This is a genomic window from Cytobacillus praedii, assembly GCF_001439605.1.
Classification (GTDB): domain Bacteria; phylum Bacillota; class Bacilli; order Bacillales; family Cytobacillaceae; genus Cytobacillus; species Cytobacillus praedii.
The window spans coordinates 33995-52370 of the sequence record NZ_LMBX01000034.1; the positions used below are offsets into that span (position 1 = coordinate 33995).

Below are 18376 nucleotides of genomic sequence, written 5' to 3' on the forward strand. Positions count from 1 at the left end.
AGAATAAATGACTAGTTATTTCCCACCCATATTTCAAGATGAGTTATTGTATAGTGTTTTTGCTCGTTATCACCAAAGAAGTGGTAACGTAACCTATAAAGAATCTTTGTTTGATCTCTTTAATAAGTCAACTACAAGCGCCATTTCGGATTTTCCGGGAGACATTAGTGTGCTATGTGAGAATATTGGTTTCGAGAAACTTAATCCGCTGCATTTAATTAATAACCATACTTTACTTCCATATTATTTGCATTTTATTAGAGAGGATCATGGAAATAAGATTAAACATCAAATGGTTAATGATAATTCCACTGCAATTTCTGTGACTCTTGGATTGGCAGCAAGCAAAATTAAAGAAACAAATTTCTTCAGGTTCTGTATTAGTTGTTTTAATGAAGAAATCGCCATTTATGGAGAACCATACTGGCATAGGACACACCAGCTTCCGGGTGTAGTAATTTGTCCAAAACATAAAGAAACATTATTTGTTTCTCACGTTCCCTACAGAAATAAACAAAATAAACATAGTTTTTTTTCTCTTGATAAAAATTCTGTTAGGTATAGTAAAAAAATATCAATTCAGAAAAATTTCTATAAGTACTTTGAATTTATTGCTGTTCAATCTTATCGTTTATTAAATGAAAGCCAGTTGTTGATTGGCATAGAAGATATTCGAAATTTTTATCTAGAAAAGTTAAAAACAAAAGGATATCTTACTCCATCCAAGCGATTAAGAATGAAGGAAATAATATCATCATTTTTAAGCTCATTCGAACCAGGTTTTTTAGAAACCTTGGACAGTAATTTTAGCGCTGATGAAGATGATACATGGTTTCATAAAGTTTTAAGAAAACCTCGGGTTGCTTGCCATCCATTAAGACACTTATTACTTTTACTCTTTTTAAAAGAAGATATGCCAAATGTTTTTTTCAAGGATGATATGGAATATCATCCATTTGGAAAAGGACCATGGCCTTGTTTAAATAAGGCAGTTGATCATTTCAAAGATCCTATAATATCTGATTGTATAGTGACTACTGATTCGAAGACAAAACAACCTGTTGGTACATTTGTTTGTAATCAATGCTATTTTAGCTATTCAAGAAGGGGTCCTGACATTACAGAGCATGATAGGTATAAAATTGGAAGAGTAAAGAACTTTGGAGATCAATGGGAAAATAAACTTAATGAACTAAATTCTTTAGGTAAACATTCTATCCGAAATATTTCTTTCATGATGGGTGTAGACTCCAAAACTGTTAAAAGACATCTTGAAAATAATAAAGGAAAAAATTATGTTGATCCGAAGAAAACAGAGAGTGAAGAAAGTGATAAGAACAGGATAGAAGAAAAATATAGAAGAGATTTAATTACATTAAAAAATAATAATCCTGATTTTAATAGAACAGAATTGAGAAGAGCAAACCCTGCTGTTTACACATGGTTATACAGAAAAGATAAGGATTGGTTATTGAGTAATCTTCCGCTTTCTAAGAGATCTTATAAACCGGTAACTAAAATAAATTGGGCTAAACGAGATGAGGAATATTCAATTTTACTTATTAAAGAGGCTGTTAATATCTTTACAGAAATCCCATTAATAAGGGTAACTAAAACAAGGTTAGCAAAAAGATTGGATCTCCAGGCAAGGTTTGAAAATTATATGAATAAATTACCAATGTGCAAAAACATATTTACTGATGTAACAGAGACTGTCGAGGATTTTCAAATAAGAAGGATAATATTTATAGGTGAAAAATTCAGAAGGGAAAATACTCCATATACAAAATCCAGCTTAGCAAGAGGTGCTAGATTGAATAAGAACCTCTCAAAAAAGGTGGAAAATGTTCTTGTCGAAGAATTAAGTTACATAGTATAGAAAATAATGCTAGTTTGGTACATTAAAAATCGGAATTAATCTTAATGCCGCATGTAATAAGTGTGCTTTAATTATAAAGATAAAATTAGAACAGGAGCTTTGAAATGATAGGAGAGGAACTCTCATTTTTTCCACGGCCATATAAAGATGAGGACTTTAGAAGTGTGATAAAGAGATACCATTGTAGAAGTGGAAACAAATTTGAATCGATTTCAAGGAAAGAACTGTTTAATAATACGACCAATACAATTTTACCTAGAAATATTGATTTTCTTTTTAAGAGGTTACCAAGGACCTTTAGTATAGAGGAGACGATATTTCAAAATACTTTATTACCTATAATTTATCTTTTTTTTGGTAGAGATAAGAAAAAATCTTTAATTGAAGACATTCATTATATAAAGGACTCAAAACATTCTTCAAGCATGTATTTAAAAGAATTTGTTTCGGAGAATTTAAGGTATTGTCCAGTTTGCAAAAAAAATGACATCGAAAAATATGGAGTATTCTACGCTAGAAGAATACACCAATTAATTGGGTTTGATTTTTGTATAAAACATCACAATTATCTTGAATATGAAAACCATATAAAGGTTTCCGATATCACCTATCAAGACATATTATTGCTAGAACCTATTTTGAAGGAAATTGAGTATATTTTGAATAATGATATTTTTTTTGATAACAATTTTGATTTATCCTTTAAATATATAGCTGCTTTCTTTGTAAAGGGTTATTTAACAAAAGAAGGGAAAGTGAAAACTGATATTTTTAATAATGATTTGATGAAGAATTTTAGTACTGTTTTCAATAAATTAGGGATCGATAAGAAATATTTAACCACAAAAAATAGAATTTGGAAAATGGCAAAATTGGAACACAAAAAGCCAAATCCATTTTTACATATACTAATGATGAATTACTTAATGGGATCCACAAAGGAATTTTTATTCGATGAAACGATCTCTATAGTGTCGAATATACCTTTTGGAACTGGTCCATGGGTTTGTCAAAATCATCTGTGCGAATTTTTTAAGCAACCTGTTATTAAAAGATGCCTTAGAAATTTTAGAAAAGGTAGTTTTCCAACCGCCAGATTTGAATGTCCTTCCTGCGGTTTTATTTATGTGAAGAATACATTTGACGGGACCGAAGAATTTAAGATAACAACGTTCGGGCGATTATGGGAAAAAGAACTAGTATTAAAATATAAAGAGACAATGTCTTTAAAGGAAACTGCTATTCACTGTAGGGTTAAAAACCCGACTGCTAGAAAATATCTCACTAAGCTATCATCCGAATATTTTTTAAAAAAAAGCAAAAATCATTACAGCAAAAAACACACAGAAGTAATGGTAGAAACCTTCAAAGTAACAAAAAGTATACGAAAATCCTCTGAATTACTTGGGATAGACAGAAAAACTTTAATGAAGTATATACCGAATGAACTGATTATTAAAACAAACTATCATTATAAAGATACAGGAGAAAAGACTAGAGTTTACAAACAAAAAGTCATAGAAGGTATAAATTCTTTAGAAAATCCATTGAGAACAATGGTTAGAGAATTGGTTGGAGAGGAAATTTACAAGTTCTTAATGAAAGAAGAGAGAAATTGGATGGAAAAAATCCTACCTCCTAAATATATAAATAGGAGAAACTGGGGAGATTTAGATAATGAATTAAGTCAAGAAATTAAAGAAGTTGCGAATAATATAAAAGGGGATTTACCAAAGTTCCGTATAACTAAAAATAGAATAAAAGAATCAATTTCTCCATCCAATAAATGTTTAATACAAAATAATACGGAAAAACTAGTTAAAAGCATTGAGACTTTAGAACAATATAAAGAAAGTATGGATGATTATCAAATCAGAAAACTAGATTATACGATTAATCTATTAAAGAAAAATCACAATAAAGTGACACTTGCAACTCTTAAAGCGTTACCAGCCTATAGAGAAACATCTGCTGCTTTAGAAAGGCTTATCCAAGATAAGCTTAATAATCAATAAGCAAGTTTTTATAAAAGCCTGAAAATAATATGCTAGAAAGGGGTGCTCAAAAAGAAGCTGTTGATTTTTTTTAGAGGGCGTAAAAGAAGTTTGTAGTATCGCCTATTTAAAAAATAATGAGGGAGATTAAAAATAAATGAAGAAGGACTTTAAAATTGGTGAGACTGTTAATAACATACCAGCAATAATCCCTACTAAAAATGGTGAAGAAATAGGAGTGATTGTTTACAAAAGAAAAGCTAGCTATAAAGCTGACCCGTACTCTCCAAAAAAGAATACCAATTGATTAATGTGGAAGTTTGATTTTAAATGGTGTATTCGCTATTCAAAGACTTAACGAAGACAGAAAAAGAACATCGTACACATGAGTGGGAAAAAAAGAACAAGCTCATGCACGTATTCTACAGTTATAAAGAAGGTTCTTCGCAATTATGAATATCCGCCGAACAAGGGGCTAAAAGTGGTTAAGGATATACTAGAGCATATTTGTAGCTTTTATTTGATGGGAGTTGTAAAAAGCCCTATTCTAGATAGAGCCCTTGGTAACCAATATTGGTTAGAACAATGACTCAAAAGTTTATTTATAAGGTTTAACTTTACGTTTGACTTAAGTGAAACCACCATATACCAGTTCCATTTAAAATCTAGGATTTGGGTGGAGATGTTCACTATACTATAAATACATCTAATTTCAACCTAATTGTTCACTTACCTAGAAAAACAGAAATTGAATCAATCAGGTTCATTTTATAAATACAATGATTTACTTGGATTTTTAAAAAAAGATATATATTTCTATGTCTAAAAATAGTCAAGAACACTAGGATAGAATTATATCTTCTTTACGTGCCCATTCATAGATAAATTGTATGATTTCATCGCTACGTACCTTTGTATCCGAGTCATCTTTAATAGCTTTACACTGTTTCACAGTTGAGTTCGGGTAAGAATTAATCATTTGAATGATAGAAAGATAATCTGTATATTGCTGTTTATCTTCGCAACCAGGATTTAACCATTGATATCCCTGTTTATGGAGATATTCAATTGTCTTTTTACCTTTTTCGTTGTATTGAACTGAACATAGTAGGATATCACAATCAATTAATTCCTCATCAATTTCTCTCTTGCGTTCTTCCATCGAGCCATTTAAAAGAAATACATGAACATATTCTTTTTTATTAAAATGAAGTTGACGTAGACGTCTAATGGTGGGTATGTTTTCTTGATTAAATATTTTATACCAAGTATTCGATTTGCCGGCGTTTTTATTTCCGAGTGCTACTACAGCCAATTTTTTTTCTGCTTTAATCATATCTTTGCTCCCCCTAGCATAAAGAATATATTTTATTTATATGTTATGGTGTGAAAAGTTAGAACTAGATTTTATAAAATAACTTTTCTAAAAAATGTTTTTTAAAAGTTTGTACGGTTTCACGGGGACAATTTAAGCAATGCAAGCTGAATACGGAAAACACGCCATAGATAAAAAGCCTAAGGCGTGTTTTTCTATAGTGCATATGTCAATAGCTTTTCGTATAAACGCTATAGCTTATGATATAATATTTTATGATTAGCTGTACAATAACGAGGTGATGCTAAATGGAGTTAGGCGAAGCGATTAAAAAAGTGCGTTTGGAATTGTGTTTGTCTCAAGAGGGGCTTGCCCGTGAACTTCATGTTGGATTTACATCTGTAAACCGATGGGAGAACAATCATACAAAGCCGAATCAAATAGCCCGTCATGCTTTAATAGAGTATTGTAAGAATAGAAACATTAGTCCTGAATTGATTGAGTTGCTCATAAAAACGAAGTAGATGTTTCATAGTTTTTAAAAAGGGATTTGGCTATTACTATTTTATAGTATGAGGAGATTTATGTATGAAATCCGAAAAGCAAATAGAGGTAGAGTTTATTGAAAAGCTTGGAGATTTAAAATACAAATATCGGGAAGAAATTCGTGATAAGGCGACACTTGAAGCTAATTTCAAAGAACATTTTGAAAGACTGAATCGTGTGAAGTTAAGCGATTCTGAATTTGCACGCCTCAGGGATAGTATTATCACTGCAGATGTGTTCACTGCTGCAAGAACTTTACGAGAAATCAACACCTTCAAGCGTGATGATGACACTCCGCTGCAATACACCCTTGTTAATATTAAAGACTGGTGTAAAAATGAATTTGAAGTTATAAACCAACTACGCATAAACACAGATAACAGCAACCATCGTTATGATGTTATTATCCTCATTAATGGTATTCCAGTTGTTCAGGTTGAGCTGAAGTCACTGCAAATCACACCTAAAAAAGCAATGGAGCAAATTGTAGAATATAAAAACGACCACGGCAATGGTTATGCAAACTCTTTGCTCTGCTTTATGCAGCTTTTTATTGTGAGCAACGAAAGTAACACATATTATTTTGCCAACAATCACAAGGAGCACTTTTGTTTTAATGCAGACGAACGCTTTTTGCCAATTTATCAGATGGCAGACGAGGACAATAACAAAATTACCCATCTTCATGATTTTTCTGATAATTTTTTGCCAAAATGCACTCTTGCGGAACTTATAAGCCGTTATATGGTACTTGTGGTAAGTGAGCAGAAATTGATGATTATGCGTCCCTATCAGATTTACGCTGTTAAGGCAATAATGGACTGTATCGATCAGAATCGAGGAAATGGGTATATTTGGCATACGACCGGAAGTGGAAAAACACTGACATCATTTAAAACATCAACACTTTTGAAGGACAATCCTGAAATTGAGAAGTGTTTATTTGTAGTTGACAGAAAAGACCTTGATAGACAAACTCGATTGGAGTTTAATAAATTTCAAGAAGGCTGCGTTGAAGAGAATACAAACACAGAAAGTTTAGTTAAACGGCTTACTTCGGATGATTATCGTGACAAAGTTATTGTTACCACAATTCAAAAGCTTGGGCTCGCTCTTGATGAAGATAGCAGACGCAACCAAGAGAAAAAGAAAAGGGGCGAACCTACCTATAAAGACCGCTTGGCAAAGCTCGCCGATAAGCGTATTGCTATTATTTTTGACGAATGCCATCGCTCACAGTTTGGCGATAATCATGAAGCAATTAAAAATTTTTTCCCGAAAGCACAGCTTTTCGGCTTTACCGGAACACCAATATTTGAAGAAAATGCGACATATAAGCAAATTGATGGCACGGTTGGTTCTTATATCACAACAAAAGATGTTTTTGAAAAAGAGCTGCATGCTTATACCATTACGAATGCCATTGATGATCGAAATGTGCTTCGCTTCCACATCGATTACTTTAAGCCGGAAGATGTCAAAAGAGCAGCAAAAGCCTCTGACACTGTCAGTAAAAAAGCGATCGCCGAAGCAATACTAGCAAAACACGATACCGTTACTAATGGTAGACGATACAATGCAATTTTTGCCACAGCTTCTATCAACGATGCAATAGAATACTTTGAGATCTTCAAGTTGTTAAAAGAGGAACGCAAAAAGAATGAAGGCGAAAACTTTAGACAACTAAATATTGCCTGTGTGTTCTCTCCACCGGCTGAAGGAAACAAAGATGTTAAGCAATTGCAAGAAGACCTACAGCAAGAAAAAGCCGATAACCAACAAGAGCCCGATAAGAAAAAGGCTGCACTTAAAAGCATCATTGATGATTATAACTTGCAGTATGGCACAAATCACAGCATAAACGAATTCGATTTATACTATCAAGATGTGCAAAAACGCATCAAAGACCAAAAGTACCCTAATTCCGACTATCCGCATGTAAACAAAATTGATATAACTATTGTGGTGGATATGCTTTTAACAGGATTTGATTCCAAGTATCTAAACACCTTGTATGTTGATAAAAACTTAAAGCAACATGGCTTAATTCAAGCATTTTCAAGAACAAACCGTGTTTTGAACGACACAAAGCCCTACGGAAATATTCTTGACTTTAGAGGGCAAGAAAAAGATGTAGATGAAGCAATTGCGCTGTTCTCTGGAAAAGAAAACAGTAGCAGGGCAAAAGAAATTTGGCTTGTTGACCCCGCTCCTGTTGTGGTTGAAAAGCTGGATATAGCAGTTGCCAATCTTGAGAAATTTATGGAATCACAAGGGTTAGAATGTAAGCCAGAGCAAGTAAGTAACCTTAAGGGCGATGCCGCACGAGGTGAATTTATCAATAAGTTTAAGGAAGTGCAGCGCCTTAAAACACAGCTTGATCAATATACAGATATCAAAGAAGAACAAGCGGCAAAAATTGAAGAACTGTTGCCGGAAGACACTTTGCGTGCGTTCCGTGGTGTCTATATTGAAACTGCCCAAATGTTAAAAGCACAGCAAGGCAAAGATATTAGGGATAAAGATCCGGTGATTGAACAGCTCGATTTTGAGTTCGTTCTATTCTCCTCAGCAATTATTGATTATGACTACATTATGTCACTAATTTCGAGATATACACAACCCGATGTACCTAAAAAAGAAAAAATGAGCCGTGAGCAGCTCATTAGTTTACTTTGTTCCAATTCAAATATGATGGAAGAACGTGAAGATATTATTGCTTATATCAGCACATTGGAATCTGGAAAAGGGTTGGATGAAAAGGCAATAAAAGCTGTATACCAAAAATTCAAGGAAGAAAAGGCCGTAAAAGAAATGGAATCGATTGCAAACAAACACGGTATTGAACTTGCATCGTTGCAAGCCTTTGTAGATGAAATTATAGGGCGCATGATTTTTGACGGTGAAAAACTAAGCGATTTGTTAGAGCCGCTAGATCTTGGCTGGAGAGACAGGACAAAAAAGGAACTAGAATTGATGGACGATTTAATCCCGCTGCTTAAAAAGCTTGCAGGTGGACGTGTGATTGTGGGGCTGAATGCGTATGAATAAAAAAGAGAAAGCGACTTTGGTGCCGAGGCTAAGGTTTCCGGAGTTTCGCTCAACGGGAGAATGGAAAATAAGTACGCTAAGTAATTTAGCAAGCAAAATAACAGTAAGAAATAAAAATAATTTAATAAATCGTGTTCTTACAAACTCAGCTGTTGAGGGAGTTGTAGACCAAAGTGATTATTTTGACAGAGAAGTTGCAAACCAAAATAATCTTGAGAATTATTTTGTGATAGATGAAGGGGACTATGTTTATAATCCTCGTATATCTGTAAATGCTCCAGTTGGCCCGATATCTAAAAATAAAGTCGGAAGAGGTGTCATGTCTCCGTTATATACAGTGTTCAGGTTTGAGAATCCTAATAATGATTTTTATGAGCAGTATTTCAAAACAAATCTGTGGCATTCGTATTTAAAAAGAGTCTCAAATACTGGTGCAAGACATGATCGTATGAGCATTTCAATTGGTGATTTTACGAAAATGCCCTTACCTCACCATTCAGAGGAAGAACAACAAAAAATTGCTGATTGCCTGTCCTCCCTTGATGACATTATCACTGCAGAAGATAAAAAGTTTGTAGCTCTCAAAGCACACAAAAAAGGCTTAATGCAAAAGTTGTTTCCTGTAGAAGGTGAGACTGTGCCCGAATGGCGATTTCCTGAGTTTAGGGGTAGTGGCGAGTGGGAAATCAGCCCATTAAGTGAAGTGTGCGAAAACTTAGATTCAAAAAGGATTCCAATAGCAGAAAAAGATAGGAAAAAAGGCTCCACGCCTTATTTTGGTGCATCGGGTATTATCGATTATGTTGATGGTTTTATTTTTGACGAAATATTGTTGTGTGTGTCGGAAGATGGAGCAAACTTAGTTGCTCGCACATATCCTATTGCATTTAGCATTTCAGGAAGGACTTGGGTAAACAATCATGCCCATGTGCTTAAATTTGAAAATAACTTTACGCAAATTTTAGTGGAAAGCTATTTGAATAACATTGACTTGGGCGAGTTTCTTACAGGTATGGCACAACCTAAACTAAACAGAGCAAAACTGGATATTATACCTATTCCGCTTCCTAAGGAAAAAGAACAACAAAAAATTGCTGACTGTCTTTCTGCTATAGACACTCTCATAACCGCACAAGGAGAAAAAATTAAAACTCTGAAATTACACAAAAAAGGCTTGATGCAAGGGCTGTTCCCTTCTATTGAGGAGGTGAGTGAATGAGTTCTCAACCGATGACTTCTTTTTCTGATTTAAATGCGTTGGCTACCCATTTTAGAACGGTTCTTCATAGCAAGAAGTATGTTCTTCTTTTTGCCTACAATGGAACAGGCAAAACAAGACTTTCAGGTGTGTTTAAGGACTTAGGAAAGCATCCTATTCCAGAAACTGAAGAAAAGACGCGAGATACACTATATTACAATGCTTTCACAGAAGATTTATTCACTTGGGATAACGACTTAGAGGGAGACACCAATAGAATTTTGTATATTAATAAAAATTCCCGTTTTTTTGATGGCCTAAGAGAGCTTGAAATGGAAAGTCGTATTCGTCCGTTTTTAAGTCGGTATGCTGATTTTGATTTTTCAATTGATTACGGAAATTGGACGATTAGTTTTTCACGGGAAGTTAGAAAAGATGATGGAACTGAAAAACTAGATAACATAAAGATTTCTCGTGGCGAAGAAAATATATTTGTATGGTGTTTTTTTCTCGCGGTTGTTCAATTAGTTGTTGACCAACAACCGGCCTACAGTTGGGTTAAGTACATCTATATCGATGATCCCATTTCATCACTGGATGATAATAACGCCATTGCAGTAGCAAGCCATTTAGCGCAGATGCTAAAGAGCCAAGAGGATATAAAAGTAGTCATATCTTCACATCATTCGTTGTTTTTCAATGTAATGTATAATGAGTTTAAAAGGGCAAGAGGAAAGGACTATCTCTTATCAAAGAATAAGGAAACAGACGAATACCTCATTCAAGAAACTAAAGATACTCCATTTTTCAACCATGTTGCATTAATAAAAGAGCTAAGCAAAGCAGCGAACACAGGTAGGCTCTATACTTATCACTTCAATATTTTGCGAAATATTCTTGAAAAGGCAGCATCGTTTCATGGATTCGATGACTTCACCAAATGTATTAAACGCGATGAAGATGACCCGGATGGAATCACATTTGCAAGATATGTGAACATATTAAGCCATGGAAACTATTCGTTGTTTGAGCCTATTGAAATGGTTGAAGATAATAAAGAGGTTTTTAGGAAAATTTTAAAGGGTTACATGGAATTATATCGATTTAATCCTGACCTATTTAGCGAAGAATAGAGGGTAAAACAATGAATGATACACAACAAAAACAATTAGGCGCAACACTTTGGGGAATTGCTGACAAATTGCGCGGGGCCATGAATGCGGATGACTTCCGTGATTATATGCTGTCTTTCCTATTCCTGCGCTACCTTTCGGATAATTATGAAGAAGCAGCAAAGAAAGAACTTGGCAGAGATTATTTACAATGTGAAGAAGAAATAAAAAAAATCACCGTTGCTGCCAATCAGGATGATGTTATTAACGTATTGAAAGAACAGATAACAGACTATTTTAATAAACAGCAATTAGATAGCAAGGAAAAAAACACTGTAATTGAAGAACATGAGGTGTTGTTGGAAAGCAAAAAGTTGACCCCTCTCGTTGTTTGGTATATCAACAATTTAGATCAAGTGGCTACGTTTGAAAAGCAAATGCGCCGTAAGGTTCATTTTGTAATTAAGCCACACTATCTCTGGAGTAATATATATGAATTGGCCCGCACACAAAATAAGTATCTTTTGAAAAACTTGCAAGCAGGCTTCAAATTTATAGAAAACGAATCCTTTGACAGCACGTTTCGCGGATTATTCTCAGAGGTTAACCTTGACTCTGATAAACTTGGAAAGAATTATGAATTACGCAATACAACGCTGTGCTCAATAATAACTGCTATTGCAGAAGAATTATCGGAGTTCCCCAATGAAAGTGACATTTTGGGTGATGCATATGAATACTTAATAGGGCAATTTGCGGCGGGCTCAGGCAAAAAAGCAGGAGAGTTTTATACGCCCCAGCAAATTTCAACCATCCTTTCTAGAATAGTCACGCTTGATAGCCAAGACCCAAGCACAGGCAAAAAGAAGCAACTCAAAAACGTGCTTGACTTTGCGTGTGGTTCTGGCTCGCTTCTAATTAATGTTAGAAAGCAGCTTGGTGCTAATAGTATCGGTCAGATATACGGACAGGAAAAGAATATCACAACTTACAACCTTGCTCGTATGAATATGCTTCTACATGGGCTTAAAGATTCCGAGTTTAAAATATTTCACGGAGATTCACTGCTAAATGATTGGGACATTCTCACTGAAATGAACCCAGCAAAAAAGTTGGAATGTGATGCAGTAGTAGCCAATCCACCGTTCAGCTACCGCTGGGAGCCTAACGATACTCTGGCAGAGGATTTCCGCTTTAAAAGCTACGGCATTGCACCAAAATCAGCAGCCGACTTTGCATTCTTACTTCATGGGTTCCACTTTTTAAGTGATGAGGGAACAATGGCAATCATCCTGCCTCATGGTGTTCTGTTCCGTGGTGGTGCGGAGGAAAAAATCAGAACAAAGCTACTCAAGGATGGGAATATTGACACCATTATTGGTTTACCGGCTAACATGTTTTTCTCAACAGGTATTCCGGTTTGTATTCTTGTGCTTAAAAAATGCAAAAAATTTGATGACGTGCTGTTTATCAACGCAAGTGATTATTACATCAGAGGTAAACGTCAAAATGTCCTATTGCAAGAGCATATCGACAAAATAGTTGACACATATCAATATCGAAAAGAAGATGACAAAAAATACTCTCGCCGTGTATCTATGGTAGAAATTGAAAAAAATGATTTCAACTTAAACATTTCAAGATATGTTAGCACTACTGCGGAAGAAGAAATTGTTGACCTTGCAGATGTAAAAAAGAGTTTGGATACAATAGAAGATACTATTTGCAAGGCTAAGGCTAAGCACAACCAATTTTTAAAAGAGCTTGATTTGCCTGAGTTGCCATAAAGTAAGAATGTTGTGTCAGTTATATCTGAAAGCCATTTGAAAAATTTGATATTAGTATGGACTTATCAAAAATGGTAGCTATTCTCTTCTTTCCCTGCTGCGATTCTTTGACGACAAGGAATTAATCTGTGCCATCGTAGCACAGGATAGATTTGAGTTAAAGCGAAGTGGAATCTGAAGGAAGCAGGCGGCAAACCTATGGTCTGAATAAGGGGGGAACCTGCATTTCAAAGTAAAGGCCTCACTGCGAAGATGTTGTTTCTCACTTTTTTTGTATTAAATATTTTTGTGAGATCATGTCTGTTTCCAACTTTATTATTTTCAGTTGTTTATTTGTCGATTGCAATTATTGAAAAAAGCACATTAAACGATTCCAATTATTTTTTGCCTGTACAAATTGATGTTCACCGACATTAATGTTAGTAACTATACATTAATGTCGGTAACTAAACAAAATTATTGGTAAATATACAGTAAAGTTGGTAACTACTGTAATATTTGTGGTTTTATAAAAAAGATTGATCATATAAAACAAAGATTAATAATTTTTAATAGAGTTTGATTTAAAATCCTGTGTTGATATGCGGGATTTTTTCTTATTCCACATGTGGAGGAAGAGTTGCTGATTTTACAAAAGGTAAAGGATAAATAGTGGTAAACCCAACCATGAGTAACTGGGTAATTCCCCTGCAAAACTAGTTCAGAGTTTGTCGGGTAAGAATTTCTCTACCTGCTAAGATAAAATAGATGGGAGGTCATTGAGGTGGATTCTATTCAAAACATGAACAGAGCATTAGCCTATATTGAGGCCAATCTTGACGATGAAATCGACTTTCAGTTAGTGGCGAGAATTGCGTGTTGTTCGGAACATCAATTCAATCGATTGTTCTCTTTCTTAGCTGGAATTGGCTTAGCGGAGTATATTCGGAATAGACGTCTTACTTTGGCGGCGATAGAGCTTCATACCAACGATGTTAAAGTAATTGATGTGGCTATTAAATACGGTTATAGTTCGCCAGATTCCTTTTCGAGATCTTTTCAAAATTTACACGGAATAACGCCCTCGATGGCAAAGGAAAACGGCAGTCTGCTAAAAGCGTATCCGCCAATGACCTTCCAACTAACAATCAAAGGCGGTGCTGAGATGAATTTTCACTTTGTGGAAAAGAAAGCATTCAAAATTGTTGGGGTCAAGGAGATAGTGGATACAACGGATGGCGAATTCTATCCTGAGATTTGGAATAAACTTGAGAATGATGATCTTCTAAACAGACTGCAATGCTTCTCAAATACTGATTTTCCAGAAATTCTGCACGTGAGTGCAAATATTAAAGCCAACAGCCGGGATTATTATATTGCGGTTGCAACAACAAAGGATGCTACACACGAGTTTACGACGTTAGAGATTCCTGCGGTGACTTGGGTTGTTTTCAAAACTTCAGGTCCACAGCCTGAAACGATGTTGAAGACTTGGGAGCGAATTTATGCGGAATGGTTACCTTCGTCAGGCTATGAGCTTGCAGAGTCAATCGAATTTGTCCGTGATTTGAATGATCCAACAGATCTCTCGGCAAATCAAATCTGGATTCCTGTGAAAAGGAGGAACTAAAGGGATGGAGCAATCTTCAATAAGTATAGAACCTATGTTACCCAGCGAAAGCGTTGACGAAAGCGTCGCTTTCTACAGGTCCCTTGGTTTTGAAATTGTCCGTGATGAGATGTTTCCATACCGTTTCGCAGAAGTTCGAGATGGGGATCTTTGGCTTATGACGTCTAACTATGCCCAATTCGGGGGCAAGAAAGCATTTGGTGCCTTTATCGTTAACGTGGCGGAATTGGAAAAATTCCATAATCGTTTTGCGGTTAATCTTAGGAACAACCTCGGAATTGTACCGCTTAGTGGCTTCCCCCGTCTTACGCGCCGCTCGCGGGATGGGAGTCAGTTTCGAGTCTTCGACCCGTTTGGCAACATGCTCGTTTACATGGACAAGTATTACGCGCCTCCTCTGTACCTTGAAGCCCAAGATCACACGGAGGAAATCCTCAATCAGGTTTGGTTCCTGCGCGATATTTACGCTAATGATTGTGTGGCAGCCAAAACGCTAGACCGCGCTTTGAAAGAAGTGAAGGACGAATCCGGCATCGGGCATGCAAGACTGCTGGCAGCTCGTGGCGAGATCGCTGTCGCTATGGGAGAATTGGATCTCGCCTCCAATTTGGAGGACAAGGTCTCCCGCATTCATCTACAAGACTCGGATCTCCAAAGAATTGAAGAGGAACTAAGAGCATCTCACCACCTTCGAAGTTGGGCTGGAATCGAGTCAGGCGAATAGCTAGGAAATAGTTGTGTTGGTGAAACGTTGTTCGATTTGCTCCGGTTTAAGACGATGGTTGACTTAGGAAGCTCCGATTTAACTTAATGGCTTACGAGGTCGAGCAGGTTTCCCAGAAGAACAATACGAGGTCAAATATATGGACATCTTGAAACTACCAAAATTCAACATGCTGAACGTTGCCGAGAATGAATAAGACTTACAAATTCGGGTGGAGGCGAACTCTTCGGTCTTTAGCTTGCCCTCATTGTAGTTGCATAGCGAACCTCTATAAGCACGAAAGCAGAGAGTAGCTTTGTTTGGACATTCCGACCCACGGAAAGCGAGTAGGGCTTCGTATACGCCGTAAGAGCTACAGATACCGCGAGTCCCTTTTTCACCGTTTAATTAGGCTAGGGTGAACCGAATCATAAATTTACAAAATAGAATTCTTCAACAAAAGGGCGCAATTCTTGAAGTGATCTGACCCCTGTCAAGTAAACACAAAAAATAAGCGCAGTTAAAAAGCCTGACTTCTATATTCGATAGGAGTCAGGTTGTTTAGCTTGTTTTGAAATCTTTCGTGGCTATAAAAGAGAATATAGTCTTTAATAGCCCTTCTAACCTCTTGTGAAGTTTTAAAAGAATGCAGGTTAAAACACTCTGTTTTTAAATGACTAAAAAAATTTTCCATACTAGCGTTATCCCAACAGTTGCCCTTTCTAGATATACTAGCTTTCATTTTATTTCTTGTAAGTAGCTGATTATAGTTATGGGACGTGTATTGGTATCCTTGATCACTATGGAGAAGGATTCCCTTTACATTCCTTCCTTTAATAGCTTTTTTTAGAGTATCCAAGACTAGTTTATAATCATTGCGTCTACTAATTTGGTACGCAGCAAACTTCGTTATTATATAAGTCTTTGATGGCAGAGCAGCTGTATAGAATAATTTGATAAATCATCAATGATTTGAAATAGAATACTAGGTTCTAAATCAAGTCCCCCTTTCACATCTTTAAAAGCTTTTTAATAGTTCGTTCTCAGCTTCTAATCGCATTATTTTCTTTTGAGGATTTTCACTAGTAGATGAAGAGACTTTACCAGACCCACTTTTTCTTCCGCGTTTCTCTCTAAGACCAACAATTCCATCTTCATTAAACTGTTTAACCCACCGTTGTATGTTTTTTCGATGAATGTTCAATTCTCTGGAAACAGCTGAATAATTCTTCCTTTGATGATATAAATCCACCGCTTTTTTCTTAAACGATATATCATAAGTCTCTGCTTTTTTCTCCATAAAAAATACCCCCTCCTAGTAGACAGATTAATGCGCCTTTTTAAATGTGTCTACTATAAGGGGAGCATACCACAGCAAGAATTACGCTCTTTCTTTATGTAAAGTGCCATATAATTGAATAAGAAAATAAAAAATAGGGGTAGCGTCAGGAAAATGCGGTTATCTTAACCATCCATAACGGATGCCAGTAAAAATGCACTTATCGCAGCTAAAAATAACCGAATTAAAAAACTTGAAGAAAAAAATAAACGGCTGAAGGATGAATTATTGAAATTACGTGGTATAGTTTTTTACAAATTTTGAGAATAAAGAATTTTACTATTGTATCGGTTATTCTTAGTGTGCTAACGGATGCCGTTTTGTTGAGTAAAATATAAACATTCTTTATTCTACACATAAAGTTGTAGAGATCTTACAACTATTCTCTGAGGCGATAAATTTATATGGTTGTATTATTAATACAAGGGGGTTTTATTAATGATTAAAGGATTATACGAAGCACATTTACCAGTAAGTAATTTGAAAAGGTCTATCGAATTTTATAAAGAACTTGGTTTAGAGTTTGACCACAGTGTAGATGATAGATTGGCATTTTTATGGATTGAAAAAGATAAAAGTTGGTTGGGCTTATGGGAAACCGATAAAGTAGAACTAGAATATCATCCTTCAATAAGACACATAGCATTTCAAGTATCGTTAGAAGGATTAAAAAATTCAGTTAGTTGGCTCAAAAGTAAAGGATATGAACCAAGAGAGGCTTTTGGCTTTGAGCCAGTAGAACCTTTTGTAATGGCACATGATAACTATGCCCACGCTAAAATTCATTTTAATGACCCTGATGGTAATAGTTTGGAATTGATTTGTAAACTCGAAAATCCTAAAAAAATAACAAAACGGATGTATTTAAGTGAGTGGGAAAAATTAAATTCAAATAAATAGTTGTTTTTCAAGCTAATGGGGGCATTAATTTTTTTAAGGCACCATAAATAGTCAAACTTATTTAAACCTTTACATTGAAAACATGTAAATGAAGTGAGAACCATTGATATTTCAATAGTTCTCACTTTAAAGTTAAGATAAACGCTGATTTACAACGCTAAGGAAGTTTCAATATTAAAAATCCTAAATTCTCAGCATTAAATAAGAAATTAGGTTTTTTTCATTAATAGAAAAAGACTTATAAATATTTATCTCTAATCACTTTCATATGGTGTAACTCGTGCCCGACAATGCCATATGCAATGGTACCTACCGAAACGGGGCTGTTCATTACAGTTCCATTACGAACCCACGCTGCATCATCAATGGTTGAAATAAGGCTTAACGTGTTGGAGCGTACCGTGTCTAAACCAGCTAGTAACTGCTCCCAGGATAATTTGTTGAAGTTTGCCGCAGAAACGTATTGATCCTGATCCATTGCTGGGAGTGGTGTACTTTCATTTCGTGCAATGGCAAGTATTCGATACGCCATCACACGCTCCGAGTCGGTCATATGCCCAATCACTTCTTTTAAAGTCCATTTCCCTGGTGCGTACGCCTTCCTTGCTGACTCCTCTGATACGCTGCTTAAGAGAGTAATGGTCTTAGTTCGTTGCTTACTAAGTATTTCTACAATATCTCCATCTGGCACAAGACTAACATACCTATCATGCTCTGGATTTTCAATAAATAATGGTCGTGGACGCACAAGAATCCTCCTCATCGGAATAGTTAATTATGGTTCTAGGCTAATATTCGACTGGCAAAAAGATATTTCCTTTTTTTGATATTCAATTTCATTACCGTTATTCGGAAAACGCGATTCAACAATCGGGCGCTTTCGTATTATAAGGTCAACTAGTAGTGATTACTGGTTGGCCTATTTTATATGGGTTATGCTTTA

15 protein-coding genes are annotated in these 18376 nt (G+C 35.5%); 11 read left to right on the forward strand and 4 right to left on the reverse strand.

Annotated features, from left to right (window positions below):
• The first annotated feature begins 7 nt into the window (after positions 1–7).
• The 3 genes from ASU02_RS23150 (at position 8) to ASU02_RS26570 (ending at position 4180) form a co-directional block, all read left to right on the forward strand.
• Positions 8–1879: a TnsD family Tn7-like transposition protein gene (locus tag ASU02_RS23150; protein WP_057767788.1), complete on the forward strand. Its 1872-nt coding sequence runs from the start codon at positions 8–10 to the stop codon at positions 1877–1879.
• A gap of 104 nt (positions 1880–1983) precedes the next feature.
• Entirely contained in the window at positions 1984–3894 is a 1911-nt protein-coding gene (locus ASU02_RS23155; RefSeq protein ID WP_057767789.1) for a TnsD family Tn7-like transposition protein, read from the forward strand.
• Between the two features lie 136 nt (positions 3895–4030).
• On the forward strand, positions 4031–4180 hold the full coding sequence (locus tag ASU02_RS26570; RefSeq protein WP_157684560.1) for a hypothetical protein: 150 nt from the start codon (positions 4031–4033) through the stop codon (positions 4178–4180).
• Positions 4181–4714: 534 nt separating this feature from the next.
• On the opposite strand, the gene ASU02_RS23160 is transcribed toward ASU02_RS26570, so the two are convergent.
• Positions 4715–5209 (reverse strand): hypothetical protein, encoded by a 495-nt coding sequence (locus ASU02_RS23160; protein ID WP_057767790.1) that lies wholly within the window; start codon positions 5207–5209, stop codon positions 4715–4717.
• Positions 5210–5496: 287 nt separating this feature from the next.
• On the opposite strand from ASU02_RS23160, the gene ASU02_RS23165 reads away from it, so the two are divergent.
• The 7 genes from ASU02_RS23165 to ASU02_RS23195 all read left to right on the forward strand — a co-directional run bounded on the left by ASU02_RS23165 (position 5497) and on the right by ASU02_RS23195 (position 15215).
• Positions 5497–5712, forward strand: coding sequence for a helix-turn-helix domain-containing protein (locus ASU02_RS23165; protein ID WP_057767791.1), 216 nt, complete (start codon positions 5497–5499; stop codon positions 5710–5712).
• Between the two features lie 64 nt (positions 5713–5776).
• Positions 5777–8785, forward strand: a complete 3009-nt coding sequence (locus tag ASU02_RS23170; protein WP_057767792.1) for a type I restriction endonuclease subunit R — start codon at positions 5777–5779, stop codon at positions 8783–8785.
• Positions 8778–10004, forward strand: coding sequence for a restriction endonuclease subunit S (locus ASU02_RS23175; RefSeq protein WP_057767793.1), 1227 nt, complete (start codon positions 8778–8780; stop codon positions 10002–10004). The genes ASU02_RS23170 and ASU02_RS23175 overlap by 8 nt, the downstream gene beginning before the upstream one ends.
• Positions 10001–11116, forward strand: a complete 1116-nt coding sequence (locus ASU02_RS23180) for an AAA family ATPase (RefSeq protein ID WP_198317483.1) — start codon at positions 10001–10003, stop codon at positions 11114–11116. Before ASU02_RS23175 ends, ASU02_RS23180 begins: the two co-directional genes overlap by 4 nt.
• A gap of 11 nt (positions 11117–11127) precedes the next feature.
• The gene (locus ASU02_RS23185) at positions 11128–12882 is read left to right on the forward strand and encodes a type I restriction-modification system subunit M (RefSeq protein ID WP_057767794.1); all 1755 of its coding nucleotides are present in this window, start codon (positions 11128–11130) and stop codon (positions 12880–12882) included.
• A gap of 763 nt (positions 12883–13645) precedes the next feature.
• Entirely contained in the window at positions 13646–14491 is an 846-nt protein-coding gene (locus tag ASU02_RS23190; protein WP_057767795.1) for an AraC family transcriptional regulator, read from the forward strand.
• A 4-nt stretch (positions 14492–14495) separates the two neighbouring features.
• Entirely contained in the window at positions 14496–15215 is a 720-nt protein-coding gene (locus ASU02_RS23195; RefSeq protein ID WP_057767796.1) for a VOC family protein, read from the forward strand.
• A gap of 499 nt (positions 15216–15714) precedes the next feature.
• On the opposite strand, the gene ASU02_RS27455 is transcribed toward ASU02_RS23195, so the two are convergent.
• Positions 15715–16152: an IS3 family transposase gene (locus ASU02_RS27455; RefSeq protein ID WP_082631918.1), complete on the reverse strand. Its 438-nt coding sequence runs from the start codon at positions 16150–16152 to the stop codon at positions 15715–15717.
• A 60-nt stretch (positions 16153–16212) separates the two neighbouring features.
• Positions 16213–16494 (reverse strand): helix-turn-helix domain-containing protein, encoded by a 282-nt coding sequence (locus ASU02_RS23200; protein ID WP_057767797.1) that lies wholly within the window; start codon positions 16492–16494, stop codon positions 16213–16215.
• 477 nt (positions 16495–16971) lie between these two features.
• Here ASU02_RS23200 and ASU02_RS23205 point away from each other — a divergent pair, with 477 nt between their 5' ends.
• Positions 16972–17433: a VOC family protein gene (locus ASU02_RS23205; protein ID WP_057767798.1), complete on the forward strand. Its 462-nt coding sequence runs from the start codon at positions 16972–16974 to the stop codon at positions 17431–17433.
• Positions 17434–17671: 238 nt separating this feature from the next.
• Here ASU02_RS23205 and ASU02_RS23210 read toward each other — a convergent pair whose 3' ends face one another.
• Positions 17672–18181 carry a DinB family protein gene (locus tag ASU02_RS23210; protein WP_057767799.1) on the reverse strand — a complete coding sequence of 170 codons (510 nt, stop codon included), beginning with the start codon at positions 18179–18181 and terminating at the stop codon, positions 17672–17674.
• Positions 18182–18376: the final 195 nt, after the last annotated feature.